The sequence below is a fragment of the Delftia sp. WSY_12 genome (assembly GCF_043104645.1).
In the GTDB taxonomy this organism is placed as follows: domain Bacteria; phylum Pseudomonadota; class Gammaproteobacteria; order Burkholderiales; family Burkholderiaceae_C; genus Comamonas; species Comamonas tsuruhatensis.
Genome location: NZ_JBICKW010000025.1, coordinates 77,960 through 92,871 on the forward strand (window position 1 = coordinate 77,960; position 14,912 = coordinate 92,871).

Below are 14,912 nucleotides of genomic sequence, written 5' to 3' on the forward strand. Positions count from 1 at the left end.
GGCAGTAGGTGGACGGTCAGTGCAGATCGGTGCAAGGCGATCCGGAGGGGGAAAACAAAAACGGGCCCCGTCAGACAAGCCAACGGAACCCGATTTCAGAAGGGGTGCTGAATTAGGCAGCAGTCTTCTGGGTGGCCTGCTTGATCAGGCGCTCTGCGGTCTCGGAAGCCTGCGCGCCAACGCCCTTCCAGTAGTTCACGCGGTCCAGAGCAACGCGCAGACCCTCTTCGCCACCACGGGCGTTGGGGTTGTAGAAGCCCAGACGTTCGATGAACGAACCATCGCGGCGAACGCGCTTGTCAGCAGCAACGATGTTGTAGAACGGACGGGCCTTGGAACCGCCGCGAGAGAGTCGAATGACGACCATGATTTTCCTTCGGGTGGCGCAGCCACCACGTAATTAACACACAATAAATGGCTGCACAGAGTTTTGCGGCGTTTGAGACACGCGACATGGCCACCCGGCCAGCGACACGCCGTAAAACCAGCGATTATATCGAACTTCTTTTCTCATGCCTACCATCCGCCCAAGCCAGGACAGCGATCTCGCTGCCATCACCGCCATCTACCGCCACCACGTGCTGCATGGCACAGGAACGTTCGAGACCGATCCCCCTTCCGAAGCCGACATGGCCACGCGCCGCGCGGATGTGCTGGCCAAGGGCCTGCCCTATCTGGTCGCCGTGGACGCACAGGGCCAGGTGCTGGGCTTTGCCTACGCCAACTGGTTCAAGCCGCGCCCGGCCTATCGTTTTTCTGCCGAGGATTCCATCTATGTGCATGACGCGGCACGCGGCCAGGGCGTGGGCCGCCTGTTGATCGATGCGCTGTCGCACGACTGCGAGGCGGCCGGCGTGCGCAAGCTGCTGGCGGTGATCGGCGACTCGGCCAATGCCGGCTCCATCGGGGTGCACCGCGCTGCAGGCTTCACCCCTGCGGGCACGCTGCGCTCCATGGGATGGAAGTTCGGCCGCTGGCTGGACATCGTGCTCATGGAGAAGACCCTGGGAGACGGCGACCGCAGTTCGCCCGAATAATGGGCGCATGAACCGACCCAGCACGCCCCTGCCCCAGACCACCGGCGCCGACCGGGCTCCCCGCCCCAGGAACAAGACACTGGCCGCCTGGCTGGCCTTTGTGGGCGGGCCGCTGGGGCTGCATCGCTTTTACCTGCATGGGCTCGGCGACTGGCTGGGCTGGCTGCTGCCCGTGCCCACGGCGCTGGGCGTGTACGGCATCGAACGCGTGCAGCAACTGGGACAGGACGACCAGCTCAGCTGGCTGCTGATTCCGCTGCTGGGCTTCACCATCGCCGGCTGCGCGCTGCGCGCCATCCTCTACGGGCTGACCGATACCGAAGCCTGGAACCGGCGCCACAACCCCGGCATTGACGTGCAGGCGCAGGCCGGACGCACGGGCTGGTCAACCATCTTTGCCATTGCGCTGTCGCTGATGCTGGGCGCCGCCGTGCTCATGGCCAGCATTGCCTACAGCTTCCAGCACTACTTCGAGCACCAGGTGGAGGAGGCGCGCAAGATTTCGCAGTGAGGCGCAGCCAACGCCTCCCCCGAAAAAAGAAAGACCGCCATGGGCGGTCTTTCTTTTTGGCGGCAGCAGCCCCGGCTCAATACAGCTGCAGGCTGATCCAGTAGGCAATCGATGCCACGAAGGCGCTGGCAGGGATCGTCAGCACCCAGGCCCAGACGATGTTGCCTGCCACGCCCCAGCGCACGGCGCTGGCGCGCTGGGTGGAGCCCACGCCGACGATGGCGCCGGTGATGGTGTGCGTGGTCGAGACCGGCACGCCCAGGAAGGTTGCAAAGAACAGCGTCAGTGCACCACCGCTTTCGGCGCAGAAGCCGCCCACGGGCTTGAGCTTGGTGATCTTCTGGCCCATGGTCTTGACGATGCGCCAGCCGCCGAACATGGTTCCCAGGCCGATGGCCAGGTAGCAGCTGACGATGGTCCACAGCGGCGGCTCGGCGTCGCCAGCATTGGCATAGCCGGTGGCGATCAGCAGCAGCCAGATGATGCCGATGGTCTTTTGCGCGTCATTGCCGCCGTGGCCCAGGCTATAGGCACCGGCGGAGACCAGCTGCAGCCTGCGGAACCAGCGGTCCACCCTGTTGGGCGCGGCGCGCCGGCAGACCCAGGCCACCAGCACCATCATCAGCGAGCCCAGCAGGTAGCCCAGCAGCGGCGAGACGAAGATGAAGGCCACGGTCTTCCCGATGCCGCTGGCAATCAGTGCGCCTGCGCCGGCCTTGGCCATCACCGCGCCCACGATGCCGCCGATCAGCGCATGCGAGGAACTGCTGGGGATGCCGTAGTGCCAGGTGATCACGTTCCAGGCAATGGCACCGACCAGGGCGCCGAAGACCACATGCGTGTCGACGATGCCGGGCTGCACGATCCCCTTGCCCACGGTGGCTGCCACGCTCAGGTGAAAGACAAAGACCGCCACCACGTTGAAGAAGGCCGCGAAGGCCACGGCCTGCGTGGGCTTGAGCACGCCCGTGGAGACCACGGTGGCGATCGAGTTGGCAGCATCGTGGAAGCCGTTCATGAAGTCGAACAGCAGGGCCAGCACCACCAGCAGGATCACGACCCACAGGGCCGCTTGTACGGATTCCATAGAGAAACGACTCCGCGAGGGCTCAGGAATTTTCGAGGACGATGCCCTCGATCAGGTTGGCCACGTCCTCGCAGCGGTCGGTCACCGTCTCCAGCAGCTCGTAGATGGCCTTGAGCTTGATGACTTCGCGCACATCGGGCTCTTCGCGGAACAGCTTGCTCATGGCCGAGCGCATCACGCGGTCGGCGTCCGATTCGAGACGGTCGATTTCCTCGCAGGTCTTCATCGCCGCGTCCACCACCGAGGGATCGGAGATGCGCGACAGCAGCTTGACCGCATCGCGCAGCCGCTCGCAGCAGCGCACGCACAGGTCCGTCAGGCGCGTGATCTCTTCCGTCATGTGGCGCACGTCGTACAGCGCCATGGTCTCGGCCGAGTCCTGGATCAGGTCGGCCACGTCGTCCATGGTGTTGATCAGCGAGTGGATGTGCTCGCGGTCCAGCGGCGTGATGAAGGTCTTGTGCAGCGCCTTGGTGACGTCGTGCGTCACGCGGTCTGCGGCACGCTCGGCGTTGTTCACGTCCTCGTTGTACTTCTCGCGAAGATGAGGATCGTTGTAGTTGGCGACAAGCTGCGAGAAGGCATGCGCGGCTTCGACGATGCGATCGGCATGCTGGTTGAACATCTCGAAAAAATTGCCTTCGCGCGGCAATAACTTGCCAAAAAGCATGAATGCTCCTTACCGGGAAACAGGGGGAACCAGGCGACTCACTGCGTCACATTGCGGATGCTTGGCATGGCTTCCCGGCTTGAACGGGGCGAAGTGTACTCTTGAGTCCCAGGCGCGTTTTTGCGCGCCGGCGCGCCGCCCTGTCAGCCGCTGCGAAAAATAAAGTACACCGCGCCCACCATGCACAGCCCGGCCCAGAGGAAGTCCCATTTGAGCGGCTGGTTCAGGTAGAGCACGGCAAAGGGCGCGAACACCGCCAGCGTGATCACCTCCTGGATGATCTTGAGCTGCGCCACGCTGAACTGCGTGTGGCCTATGCGGTTGGCGGGCACCTGCAGCAGGTACTCGAACAGCGCGATGCCCCAGCTGACAAGGGCTGCCACGTACCAGGGCGACGAGGCGTGGTTCTTCAGGTGGCCATACCAGGCGAAGGTCATGAAGACATTGCTCATGGCCAGCAGCACCACGGTCTGCAGCCCGACGGGGATGTGTTGGAGCCAGTTCATGTGATGTGCAGCCCGACGCGGGGAAACCCAAATTATCGCGTCCGGCACTGGGCAGGGCGGATTTTCGATTTCTTTCCAAAAATTGCCTTTTTGCGCGAATTTCCTCGAATAACCCATTCCATCGCACAAATACGCAAAGTCTCGCATCGATCGACGCTTGATGAATCTTCATCAAATCGTCATATTTTTGCCATATCCCGTCAGTGGCACGGGGCATTCCATCCATCCCCGCGCTCACGGCAGCCGTGGCGCTCACTCGCCCAGATAGGCAGCCCGCACGCGCGGGTCGCTGAGCAGGGTCTGGCCAGGCCCCGTCATGGTGATCAGGCCGGACTCCATCACATAGCCGCGATCGGCCAGCGCCAGCGCACGGCTGGCATTTTGCTCGACCAGCACAAGGGTCACGCCCAGGCCGTGCACGTCGCTCACCACCTCGAAGATCTTGTCCACCATGATGGGCGACAGGCCCATGGAGGGCTCGTCCAGCAGCAGCACCTTGGGCTGGCTCATCAGCGCGCGCGCCATGGCCAGCATCTGCTGCTCGCCACCCGACATGGTGCCGGCCAGCTGGTCACGGCGCTCCTTCAGCCGCGGGAAGATGCCGAACATGCGCTCAATGTCGGCGGCAATGCCGGCCTTGTCGTTGCGCGTGTAGGCGCCCATGAGCAGGTTCTCGGTGATGGTCATGCGCGCGAACACGCCGCGCCCTTCGGGCACCATGACCAGGCCCTGGGCCACCAGATCCCAGGCGCCCACGCCCCGGATGCTGCGGCCCAGGTAGTGGACATCGCCGTCCGCCATCTGCAGGCTGCGCGTGACGGCCTTCATGGTGGTGGTCTTGCCGGCACCGTTGGAGCCGATCAGCGAGACCAGCTCGCCCTGGCACACCTCGAAGTCCACGCCCTTGACGGCCTGAATGCCGCCATAGGCCACCTTCAGGCCCTCGACCTTCAGCAGCACCGGAGGGGACGCGCCCTTGTCTTGCTCTTGCTCGCCCATGGTTCAGTGTCCTCCCGTGCCCAGATAGGCTTCGATCACCTTGTCGTTCTTCTGCACCTCGGCCGGCGTGCCTTCGGCAATGGGCTTGCCATAGTCGAGCACGGTGACGCGGTCGCACAGGCCCATGACCAGCTTCACGTCGTGCTCGATCAGCAAGATGGTGCGCTGGTCGCGGCGGATGCGGTCGATCAGCTCGCGCAGTTGCACTTTCTCGGTGGCATTCATGCCGGCGGCCGGCTCGTCCAGCGCGATCAGCTGCGGGTCGGTGGCCAGGGCCCGCGCGATCTCCAGGCGCCGCTGGTCGCCGTAGCTCAGCGTGCGGGCCTTGAAGTCCGCGTACTTGGAGATGCCCACGTAGTCCAGCAATTCACGGGCGCGCGCGCGGATGGCGGCCTCCTCGGCCTTGAAGCCGCGCGTGCGCAGCACCGCGCCGATCAGGCCCGAGTGCGTGCGCACATGGCGCCCGACCATCACGTTCTCCAGCGCCGTCATCTCGGCAAACAGCCGGATGTTCTGGAAGGTGCGCGCAATGCCGGCCTTGGCCACCTTGTGCACGGCCGTGGGCTCGTAGGCCTTGCCGGCCAGCTCGAAACTGCCGCTGTCGGGCGTGTACAGGCCCGTGATCACGTTGAAGAAGGTGGTCTTGCCCGCGCCATTGGGTCCGATCAGTCCGTAGACCTGGCCCCGGCCAATGGTCATACCCACATCGGACAGCGCCTGCAGCCCGCCGAAGCGTTTGGAAATGCCCGAAACCCTGAGCACCGGAGCGCTGGAGCTGTTGTCTGCCGTATTCGCCATCTGCGGTTTCTCCATGCTCAGGACTGGTGCGGCAGGTTCTTGCCATGCTCGGGCGACGGCCACAGGCCGCGCGGACGCATCAGCATGATGACGATCATGGCCAGCGCGATCAGCAGCTGGCGCAGGATGGAGGCATCGAGCCGCCCATCGGTCATCTGCTGCAGGGGACCGGCCACATAGCGCAGCACCTCGGGCAACGCCGACAGCAGCACCGCACCCAGGATCACGCCGGGCAGATGGCCCAGGCCGCCGAGCACCACCATGGCCACGATCATGATGGACTCCATGAGGCTGAACGACTCGGGCGAGACGAAGCCCTGGAAGGCCGCGAACATGGCGCCCGAGACACCGCCAAAAGAGGCGCCCATGCCGAAGGCCAGCAGCTTCATGTTGCGCGTGTTGATGCCCATGGCCTTGGCGGCGATCTCATCCTCGCGGATGGCCATCCAGGCGCGGCCTATGCGCGAGTCCTGCAGGCGCCAGCAGATCACGATGCTGACCAGCACCAGGAAGAGGAACAGGTAGTAGTACAGCGTGACCGAGCTGATGTCGTAGCCGAAGATCTCCTGGCGCTTGGCCAGGTCCAGCCCCAGGATCTTGACCGAGTCGATCTGGCCTATGCCTTTGGGGCCATTGGTGATGTTGACCGGCTGGTCCAGGTTGTTCATGAAGATGCGGATGATCTCGCCGAAGCCCAGCGTGACGATGGCCAGGTAGTCCCCGCGCAGCTTGAGCACCGGAATGCCCAGCAAAATCCCCGTGATGGCCGCCAGCAGCGCCGCCAGCGGTATCACCAGCCAGATGGAGGTATGCAGCCCGTCCGGGAACATGGCGGCAAAGCCCTCGAAGGTCTCCGCCAGATGCGGCGAGGCCATCAGCGCGAACATGTAGGCGCCCACGGCGTAGAACGCCACATAGCCCAGGTCCAGCAGGCCCGCGTAGCCCACCACCACGTTCAGGCCCAGTGCCAGCAGCACATAGAGCAGCGCCAGGTCGGCGATGCGCACCCAGGCATTGCCGAAATACTGCAGCACCAGCGGCAGCACCAGCAGCGCCAGTCCGCCCAGGATCCATTGCACGGTCTTCTTGCTGTTCATGCGTCTCTCCTCAGGCGCGGTCGGCCACACGCTCACCCAGCAGACCCGAGGGGCGCAGCGTCAGGATGATGATGAGCACGATGAAGGCGAAGATGTCGGTGTAGTGGCTGCCCAGCACGCCACCCGTGAGATCACCGATGTAGCCCGAGCCAATGGACTCGATCAGCCCCAGCAGCATGGCGCCGACCACGGCGCCCGCCAGGTTGCCGATGCCGCCGAACACGGCCGCCGTGAAGGCCTTGAGCCCCGGCAGAAAGCCCATGGTGTGGTGGGCCGTGCCGTAGTTGGAGGCGTACATGATGCCCGCGATGGCCGCCAGCACGGCGCCGATGATGAAGGTGGCAGAGATCACCATGTCAGGCTTGACACCCATCAAGGCCGCCACGCGCGGATTCTCGGCCGTGGCCCGCATGGCGCGCCCGAGCTTGGTGTAGTTGACCAGGTAGGTCAGCGCAGCCAGCGCAATCGCCGTGACCACCAGCACCAGGATCTGGGTGGGCGTGATCACCGCCGTGCCGATCTCGAAGGGCGTGCTCGGCAGCAGCGTGGGATAGGCCTTGTAGTTGGGCTTCCAGATGATCATGGCCAGCGTCTGCAGCAGCAGCGAGACGCCGATGGCCGTGATCAGGGGCGCCAGGCGCGGGCTGCTGCGCAGGCGCCGGTAGGCCACTTTCTCGATCACGAAATTCAGTGCGGCGGCCACCACGCAGGCGATCACCGTCGCCAGCAGCAAGATCAGCCAGCCCGGTGCTCCCGGCATGGCCTCCTGCATCAGGCCTATGCAGCTCCAGCTGGTCAGCGCCCCGACCATGAGCACCTCGCCATGGGCGAAGTTGATGAGCTGGATGATGCCGTACACCATGGTGTAGCCCAGGGCGATCAGGGCATACATGCTGCCCAGGACCAATCCGTTGATGACCTGCTGAAGCAGTATGTCCATATGCGCTCTCCCCTTTTGCTCAGGATGGAGACATTCAGCGTGCCTCGCATCCAAACGAACGGAGCCAGCAATGCCATGGTGGTGGAAGCTCTCCTGCCGCATCCCGGCTTGTGATCAGGAAGCCGCAGGGGATGGGCGATTCTAGGCACCCCCCGGTGGCCTGCAACGCCTTGTTGCAGCGGGGTTTCCCGAGGCTTTACAAGCCACGCGCTCTTATGTAGCACTGCAGCAATTTGCCGCAGCCAGCATGAACTCCTACCATCAACGGCAGTGCCGCCAGCAAGCGGTGGCCACGGAGAACCCCGATGAAATACCACGGCAGCTGCCACTGCGGCGGCATCGCTTTCGATGTGGAAGGCGAACTCACCCAGGTCATGGCCTGCAACTGCTCCATCTGCGCGCGCAAGGGCGCCCTCATGTGGTTCGTGCCTCGCGAACAGCTGCAGCTGAGCACGCCCGAGGATCAGATGCGCTCCTACACCTTCCACCGGCATCTGATCCAGCACCGCTTCTGCCCGACCTGCGGCATCCACCCTTTCGGCGAAGCCACCGATCCCAAGGGCCGGCACATGGCGGCAGTCAACGTGCGCTGCCTGGAAGGCGTGGATGCCGAAGCCTTGCGCATCACGCGCTACGACGGACGGTCGGCCTGAGGCTGGCTTCAGGCCCGCAGCGCCTCCTCCTCCACATCGCGCAGGCGGTCCTTGCCGAAGTAGATCTCGTCGCCAACAAAAAAGGTGGGCGATCCGAAAGCGCCACGGTGGAAGGCCTGCTCGGTATTTGCCAGCAGCCGGGCCTTGACTTCGGGCGTCTGGCTTGCGGCGATCAGGGCTGGGGCGTCCAGACCCGCACCGGACAGCTCGGTGCCGATCACCTGGGCATCGTCCATCTTGCAGCCCTTCTCCCACATGCTGGAGAACACCGCATCGACATAGCGCTCGAAGCAGCCCATGTCCTGGGCGGCCACGGCCCCACGCATGATCTGCAGGGTGTTCACGGGAAAGTGAGGATTCATCCGGAAGCGCGTGAGGCTGTGCCTGTGCACGAAGCGCTGCAGCTCCAGCGCCTCATAGGCGCGCTTGTTGGGAATGTCGGCATTGGCCTCGGCCGGGGAGCGGTTGTTGGCCAGCTTGAACAGGCCTCCCAGCAGGACAGGCACATATTCGAAGCGGATGCCGCTGCGCGCCTCGATCCGGGGAATGACCTGGTGGCAGAGATAGGCGTTGGGGCTGCCGAAGTCGAAGAGAAATTGCACCTTGGTGTTCATGGCGTGGCCTGCGGGAGTGGGAGGAAGTGACGATGCGATAAGGCAAGGCGGCTCACCACGGCTCCATCCAGGGACGGATCTCGGTCTCGTGCGTCCAGGCGTCGCGCGGCTGCTGGTGCAGTTGCCAGTAGAGGTCGGCAATGTGCTCGGGATTGAGGATGCCGCCCTGCTCCTTGAGGGCATAGCGCTCGGGGAAATTGCTGCGGATGAATTCGGTGTCTATGGCGCCATCGATCACGGGATGGGCCACATGGATGCCCTTGGGCCAGAGTTCGCGCGCCATGCTCTGCGCCAGGGCGCGCAGGCCGTGCTTGGCACCGGCAAACGCGGCAAAGCCCTCGCGCCCGCGCAGGCTGGCCGTGGCACCCGTGAAGATGATGGTGCCCCGGCCGCGCGGCAGCATCACCCTGGCCGCCTCCCGCCCCATCAGAAAGCCGGCGAAGCAGGCCATCTCCCAGACCTTGAAGTAGACGCGCGCCGTGGTTTCGGTGATGCCGAAGCGCACGTTGGCGCCGATGTTGAAGACGGCGACCTCGATGGGTGCGATCTCGGCCTCGATCTTCTGCACCAGGGCCACCATTTCCTCTTCCTTGCGCGCGTCGCTGCCAAAACCATGGGCTTCACCCCCAGCAGCGCGGATCTGCTCGACCAGCGGCTGGAGTTTGTCGGCATCGCGGCGGGTGACGCAGGCGATATAGCCTTCGCGCGCAAAGCGCCGGGCAATCGCCCCGCCCGTGGCGTCACCGGCACCGATGACGAGGATGGCTTTCTTGTCGGTCATGGAATCTCCGTGGATGAAGAAGTCAGTTCATTTTTTGAACTTTATGCACGGTAGGTTTAAAATCTGAACCCGTCAAGCGGGGAACTGCCCAATGAAATGGAACGAACTGGAAGAGGAGCGCTGCTCCATCGCACGCACGGTCTCGGTCATCGGTGACCGCTGGACGCTGCTGGTGCTGCGCGACTGCTTTCTGGGAGTGCGCCGCTTCGATGAATTCCTGGGGCGCCTGGGCATTTCACGCCCCATGCTGTCGGACAGGCTGGCCAGGCTGGTCGAGGCCGGCGTGCTCAAGAAGGTGGCCTACCAGGAGGCGCCGGTGCGGCACGAGTACCGCCTCACGTCCAAGGGACTGGACCTGCATCCCGTGGTCATGGCCATCGTGCACTGGGGCGATGTGCACATGTCCGGCGAGGAAGGCCGGCCCCTGCTGCACCGGCATTCGGTGTGCGGCCACACGTTCGATCCCCTGATCGTCTGCTCGCACTGCCACGCTCCCTTGCACGCGCGGGATGTGACGGTGGAGCCCGGCCCGGGCGCCTAGCCCTGGCTCCAGCCCCGGCCTGCTCTCACGGGATTCGGCTATGCGCCGCCGCCAGCCTCTTCATCCCACTTGCGCAGCACGGCCAGCTTCTCGCCGATCTTGATCTCCAGGCCCCGTGGCACGGGCTGGTACCAGCCCGGCTCCGCAATGCCCTCGGGCAGATAGGTCTCGCCGGCCGCGTAGGCGTTGGGCTCGTCGTGCGCGTAGCGGTATTCATGGCCATAGCCCAGCTCCTTCATGAGCTTGGTGGGCGCGTTGCGCAGGTGCACGGGCACCTCGCGGCTCCTGTCCTGCTTCACGAAGGCCCGGGCCTTGTTGTAGGCGTTGTAGCCGGCGTTGCTCTTGGGAGCCATGGCCAGATAGATGACGGCCTGGCCCAGGGCCAGCTCGCCTTCGGGGCTGCCCAGGCGCTCGTAGGTCAGGGCCGCATCGTTGGCGATCTGCATGGCGCGCGGATCGGCCAGGCCTATGTCTTCCCAGGCCATGCGCACGATGCGCCGCGACAGGTAGCGCGCATCGGCGCCGCCGTCGAGCATGCGGGTGAGCCAGTAGAGCGCCGCATCGGGATGGGAGCCGCGCACGGACTTGTGCAGGGCCGAGATCTGGTCGTAGAAGTTGTCGCCCCCCTTGTCGAAGCGCCTGGCATTCAAGGTCAGCGCGTTCTGCACGAATTCGGCATCGATCCGGGTGACGCCTGCAGCGCCCGCCGCCGTCTGGCATTGCTCCAGCAGGTTCAGGAACCGCCGGGCGTCGCCATCGGCATAGCCGATGATGGTGTCCCGCGCCAAGTCGTCGAACTGCAGGCCGCCAAGGGCCTTTTCCTGCGCGCGCTGCAGCAGCTGCCTGAGCTCTTCGTCGGTCAGGGACTGCAGCACATAGACCTGTGCGCGCGACAGCAGGGCCGAGTTCACCTCGAAGGACGGGTTTTCCGTGGTGGCGCCGATGAAGGTCACCAGGCCGCTTTCCGCATAGGGCAGCAGCGCATCCTGCTGGGATTTGTTGAAGCGGTGGATCTCGTCCACGAACAGGATGGTGTGCCTGCCCATGGCCAGGTTCTGCTGGGCCTGCTCCATGGCCGCGCGGATGTCCTTGACCCCGGAGAACACCGCCGACAGCGCAATGAACTCGCACTTGAAGGCAGTGGCCGTGAGCCGGGCCAGCGTGGTCTTGCCCACGCCGGGTGGCCCCCAGAAGATCATGGAATGCGGCTTGCCCGACTGGAAGGCCAGGCGCAGCGGCTTGCCTTCGCCCAGCAGGTGGGACTGGCCCACGACCTCGTCCAGGGTCTTGGGCCGCAGGGCTTCGGCCAGTGGTGCGGAGGGCTCCTGGGTGAACAGATCAGCCATGGGACAGCTCTCTCGAAGGCCGCTCCCCGCACGCGAGGTGCGGTAGCCCGTGTTGCGGATTCTTCGCCAAGAGGAACAGATGCAGTTGCAGAACCATGGCGCCATTGTCCACGCCATGGCTGGCGCAGGTGCGCCAGGCCTTGATGCCTGATGTCGGCCGTGGACTGAAACTCCTGATCTTCAGATGGGAATATGGCCATCGCCTCCAGGCATGTCACTGAAACGACATGGATTGTTTGCATGCACCCCATCAAGAGCAATCACTGACATTTCACACCTGCTTCGGGCCGCAGCCCTAAAATGCTGCCCTTTGCGGAGCCGGCCGCGCGATCCGCGCGCGACCTTCGGGCCTGCGTCATCGCAGCCTTCCAACCCCGCGCCTCCCTCCGTTTACGGAACCGCCTGCCATGCGGCAATGCGGGGCCTTTTCATTTCTGCATCCATGCAAACACTCAAGACCAGGGACTTGATCGCCCTAGGCTTCATGACCTTTGCGCTGTTCCTCGGCGCGGGCAACATCATCTTTCCGCCCATGGTCGGCCAGGGCGCCGGCGAGCACGCGGCCGCTGCGGCCACGGGCTTCCTGCTGACGGGCGTGGGCCTGCCCCTGCTCACGGTGGTCGCACTGGCGCGCGTGGGCGGCGGCATGGACGCACTGACCTCGCCCGTGGGCCGCAAGGCCGGAATGGTGCTGGGCCTGCTGATCTATCTCATCCTGGGGCCGCTGTTCGCCACGCCGCGCACGGCGACGGTGTCGTTCGAGATGGGCTTTGCGCCCTTCATGGGCCACAGCAGCACAGCCCTGTTCATCTACTCTGCCGTGTACTTCGCCCTGGTCATGGGCCTGTCCCTGTTCCCGGGCAAGCTGATCGACAACATCGGCAAGCTGATCACGCCCGTGTTGATCCTGGCGCTGGTGGTGCTGGGCGCCGCCGCCGTGCTGCTGCCGGCCGGGGAGGCCACCAGGGCCAGTGGCGACTACCTGGTGTCGCCGCTGACCGAAGGTTTCCTGGAGGGCTACCAGACCATGGACGCGCTGGGGGCGCTGGCCTTCGGCATCGTCATCGTCAACGCCATCCGTGACCGCGGCATCTCCGATACCGGCCTGCAGACGCGCTACGCCATCCTCGCGGGCGTGATCGCCGCCGTCGGACTGGGCATGGTGTATCTGTCGCTGATCCATCTGGGCGCCACCAGCCAGTCCATCGCCCCGCAGGCACAGACCGGCGTGCTCATCCTCACGCGCTATGTGGATCACACCTTCGGCCCCATCGGCAGCCTGCTGCTGGCCGTGGTGATCTCCCTGGCCTGCCTGACCACGGCCGTGGGCCTGGTCAGTGCCTGCGGCGCCTACTTCAGCCAAATGCTGCGCCTGCCCTACCGTGCAGTGGTGGTGGCCATCGGCCTGGCCTGCATTCTGGTGTCCAACCAGGGCCTGGCCCAATTGATCGCCGTATCCGGACCCGTGCTCGTGGGCATCTACCCGCTGGCCATCGCCCTGGTGGTGCTGAGCCTGCTGTCTGGCCTGTGGCGCAATGCGCAGCGGGTGTTCGCACCGGTGCTGGCCGTGGCCCTGTTGTTTGGTCTCATCGATGCAGCCAGGGCTGCCGGCTGGCAGGACTGGCTGCCCGCGTTCCTGAACAGCCTGCCGGGCAACGGCATGGGCTGGGCCCTGCCCGTGGCCGCGACCCTGGTGCTGGCCGCCCTCCACGACCGGCTGCGCCCTGCGCCCGCCGCCGCGTTCAAGCCGTCCTGAACCTCGACATGAGTTCGACCAGCTGATGGGCCTGCTTGCGCAGGCTCTCGGCGGCCGAACTGGTCTGCTCCACCAGCGCGGCGTTCTGCTGGGTGCCTTCCTCGATGCGGACGATGGCGCTGTTGACATGGCTCACGCCCGCGCTCTGTTCGCCGCTGGAATGGCTGATGGCGCCGATCATGCGCGAGACCTTGGCAATCGCCTCCTGCACCGAGGCCATGGTCGCGCCCGCACTGTCCACCTCCTGGGCGCCCAGGGCCACGCGCTGGGCGTTGGCCTGGATCAGGTCGCGGATCTCCCGCGCCGCACCCGAGCTGCGCTGGGCCAGCGTGCGCACCTCGGCGGCCACCACCGCAAAGCCCCGGCCCTGCTCGCCGGCCCGTGCGGCCTCCACGGCCGCGTTGAGCGCAAGAATGTTGGTCTGGAAGGCAATGCCGTCGATCACCTCGATGATGCTGACCACGCGTTCGGACGCATCCTGGATGCTGCGCATGGTGCCCACGACGGCCGAGATGGCATCGCCGCCGCGCGTGGCAATGTCGCTGGCGGACGAAGCCAGCAGGTTGGCCTTCTCTGCGTGATCGGCATTGCCGCGCACGGTGGAGTCGAGCTGGTCCATGGAGGATGCCGTCATCTGCAGGGCCGACGCCTGCTGCTCGGTGCGCTGGGCCAGGTCGCTGTTGCCCGCTGCGATCTGCGAGCTGGCGGATGCCACCTGCTCCGCATTGCCGCGCACTTCCACGACGATGCTGCGCAGCTGTTCCTGCATGGCGCCCAGCGCCCGCAGCAGCTGGCCCAGCTCGTCGCGGCCGCCGCTCGCTATGGCATTGGTCAGATGGCCACGGGCCACGTTCTCGGCCAGCCGGACCGCGCTGCGCAGCGGTGCCACCACGGCGCGGGTGATGAGCCAGCCAATGGCCACGCCGGCCACGGCCGCCACCAGCATCAGCGCCAGGCTCAATTCCGTGGCGCGCCTGCCGCTGCTGTAGGCATCGTCGGCCACGGACTTGCTCTGGGCAGCGATGCCTGCCTTGAGTTGGGACAGCAGCTCGGCCGGCTCGCGGTCCACGCCGCGCACGGCCATGTCGCCCACGGAGGGGTCGAAGCCCGTGGCCTCGAACTTGTCCAGGCCCACGCGATAGCCCTCGGCCATCTTGCGGTGCTGTGCCACAAAGCGCTGGGCCATCTCGCGCAGGGCGGCGTCTTCCACCAGGGCCAGCAAGGCGGTGGTCTTGTCCTGCACGGCGCGCTCATCGGACAGAAAGCCCTTCCAGTGCCGCTCGCGCAGCGCGTTGTCCGAGCCGCGCAGCAGCACGTTCTTCCATTCCTGGACCTGGGTCTTGAAGTGGCCTTCCACTTCTGCGGCAAGGCGCTCTGCGGCCATGTGGCGCTGTACGTCGCCGTGAAAGACGCCAAGGGATTGATGGGCCGACCAGAGGCCGAAGAATCCGGCGGCCAGGGTGAATAGCAGCGCCATGGCAATGGCGAGCGGCAACTTGCGACTGAGGTTCATAAAGACATGCGAGAGCCGGCCAGCATGTCCTCGAAGGGACGTCGAAACAGTCGCTGGCCGCAG

17 protein-coding genes are annotated in these 14,912 nt (G+C 65.3%); 5 read left to right on the forward strand and 12 right to left on the reverse strand.

Going from position 1 to position 14,912, the window contains the following annotated elements:
- Positions 1-112 precede the first annotated feature (112 nt).
- Positions 113-367 carry a 30S ribosomal protein S16 gene (rpsP, locus tag ACF8LI_RS17130; protein WP_012207143.1) on the reverse strand — a complete coding sequence of 85 codons (255 nt, stop codon included), beginning with the start codon at positions 365-367 and terminating at the stop codon, positions 113-115.
- 145 nt (positions 368-512) lie between these two features.
- Between rpsP and ACF8LI_RS17135 the strand changes: the two genes are divergently transcribed.
- Together ACF8LI_RS17135 and ACF8LI_RS17140 are read left to right on the forward strand one after the other, a co-directional pair.
- Positions 513-1,037, forward strand: a complete 525-nt coding sequence (locus ACF8LI_RS17135; RefSeq protein ID WP_016445781.1) for a GNAT family N-acetyltransferase — start codon at positions 513-515, stop codon at positions 1,035-1,037.
- Between the two features lie 7 nt (positions 1,038-1,044).
- Positions 1,045-1,548: an NINE protein gene (locus ACF8LI_RS17140; RefSeq protein ID WP_016445780.1), complete on the forward strand. Its 504-nt coding sequence runs from the start codon at positions 1,045-1,047 to the stop codon at positions 1,546-1,548.
- A gap of 76 nt (positions 1,549-1,624) precedes the next feature.
- Here the strand turns inward: ACF8LI_RS17140 and ACF8LI_RS17145 are convergent, their stop codons facing one another.
- The 7 genes from ACF8LI_RS17145 to ACF8LI_RS17175 all read right to left on the reverse strand — a co-directional run bounded on the left by ACF8LI_RS17145 (position 1,625) and on the right by ACF8LI_RS17175 (position 7,645).
- Positions 1,625-2,635 carry an inorganic phosphate transporter gene (locus ACF8LI_RS17145; RefSeq protein WP_016445779.1) on the reverse strand — a complete coding sequence of 337 codons (1,011 nt, stop codon included), beginning with the start codon at positions 2,633-2,635 and terminating at the stop codon, positions 1,625-1,627.
- Between the two features lie 22 nt (positions 2,636-2,657).
- Complete coding sequence (locus tag ACF8LI_RS17150) at positions 2,658-3,305, reverse strand: DUF47 domain-containing protein (protein WP_016445778.1); 648 nt, start codon at positions 3,303-3,305, stop codon at positions 2,658-2,660.
- 143 nt (positions 3,306-3,448) lie between these two features.
- The gene (locus ACF8LI_RS17155) at positions 3,449-3,811 is read right to left on the reverse strand and encodes a DMT family protein (protein WP_016445777.1); all 363 of its coding nucleotides are present in this window, start codon (positions 3,809-3,811) and stop codon (positions 3,449-3,451) included.
- A 252-nt stretch (positions 3,812-4,063) separates the two neighbouring features.
- The gene (locus ACF8LI_RS17160) at positions 4,064-4,810 is read right to left on the reverse strand and encodes an ABC transporter ATP-binding protein (protein WP_392413442.1); all 747 of its coding nucleotides are present in this window, start codon (positions 4,808-4,810) and stop codon (positions 4,064-4,066) included.
- A gap of 3 nt (positions 4,811-4,813) precedes the next feature.
- On the reverse strand, positions 4,814-5,608 hold the full coding sequence (locus ACF8LI_RS17165; protein ID WP_016445775.1) for an ABC transporter ATP-binding protein: 795 nt from the start codon (positions 5,606-5,608) through the stop codon (positions 4,814-4,816).
- Between the two features lie 17 nt (positions 5,609-5,625).
- Positions 5,626-6,705, reverse strand: a complete 1,080-nt coding sequence (locus tag ACF8LI_RS17170; protein WP_016445774.1) for a branched-chain amino acid ABC transporter permease — start codon at positions 6,703-6,705, stop codon at positions 5,626-5,628.
- A 10-nt stretch (positions 6,706-6,715) separates the two neighbouring features.
- Entirely contained in the window at positions 6,716-7,645 is a 930-nt protein-coding gene (locus ACF8LI_RS17175) for a branched-chain amino acid ABC transporter permease (protein ID WP_016445773.1), read from the reverse strand.
- A 305-nt stretch (positions 7,646-7,950) separates the two neighbouring features.
- On the opposite strand from ACF8LI_RS17175, the gene ACF8LI_RS17180 reads away from it, so the two are divergent.
- A complete protein-coding gene (locus ACF8LI_RS17180; RefSeq protein ID WP_392413444.1) occupies positions 7,951-8,298 on the forward strand; it encodes a GFA family protein in 348 nt (115 codons plus the stop codon).
- An 8-nt stretch (positions 8,299-8,306) separates the two neighbouring features.
- Here ACF8LI_RS17180 and ACF8LI_RS17185 read toward each other — a convergent pair whose 3' ends face one another.
- Together ACF8LI_RS17185 and ACF8LI_RS17190 are read right to left on the reverse strand one after the other, a co-directional pair.
- The gene (locus ACF8LI_RS17185; RefSeq protein ID WP_016445771.1) at positions 8,307-8,912 is read right to left on the reverse strand and encodes a 2-hydroxychromene-2-carboxylate isomerase; all 606 of its coding nucleotides are present in this window, start codon (positions 8,910-8,912) and stop codon (positions 8,307-8,309) included.
- 52 nt (positions 8,913-8,964) lie between these two features.
- Positions 8,965-9,693: an SDR family oxidoreductase gene (locus ACF8LI_RS17190; protein ID WP_016445770.1), complete on the reverse strand. Its 729-nt coding sequence runs from the start codon at positions 9,691-9,693 to the stop codon at positions 8,965-8,967.
- 91 nt (positions 9,694-9,784) lie between these two features.
- On the opposite strand from ACF8LI_RS17190, the gene ACF8LI_RS17195 reads away from it, so the two are divergent.
- A complete protein-coding gene (locus tag ACF8LI_RS17195) occupies positions 9,785-10,234 on the forward strand; it encodes a helix-turn-helix domain-containing protein (RefSeq protein WP_016445769.1) in 450 nt (149 codons plus the stop codon).
- Between the two features lie 38 nt (positions 10,235-10,272).
- On the opposite strand, the gene ACF8LI_RS17200 is transcribed toward ACF8LI_RS17195, so the two are convergent.
- Entirely contained in the window at positions 10,273-11,580 is a 1,308-nt protein-coding gene (locus ACF8LI_RS17200) for a replication-associated recombination protein A (protein WP_017405196.1), read from the reverse strand.
- A gap of 442 nt (positions 11,581-12,022) precedes the next feature.
- Here ACF8LI_RS17200 and brnQ point away from each other — a divergent pair, with 442 nt between their 5' ends.
- Positions 12,023-13,336: a branched-chain amino acid transport system II carrier protein gene (brnQ, locus tag ACF8LI_RS17205; RefSeq protein ID WP_392413446.1), complete on the forward strand. Its 1,314-nt coding sequence runs from the start codon at positions 12,023-12,025 to the stop codon at positions 13,334-13,336.
- Here the strand turns inward: brnQ and ACF8LI_RS17210 are convergent.
- A complete protein-coding gene (locus tag ACF8LI_RS17210; RefSeq protein WP_016445766.1) occupies positions 13,323-14,849 on the reverse strand; it encodes a methyl-accepting chemotaxis protein in 1,527 nt (508 codons plus the stop codon). The genes brnQ and ACF8LI_RS17210 overlap by 14 nt on opposite strands.
- Positions 14,850-14,912: the final 63 nt, after the last annotated feature.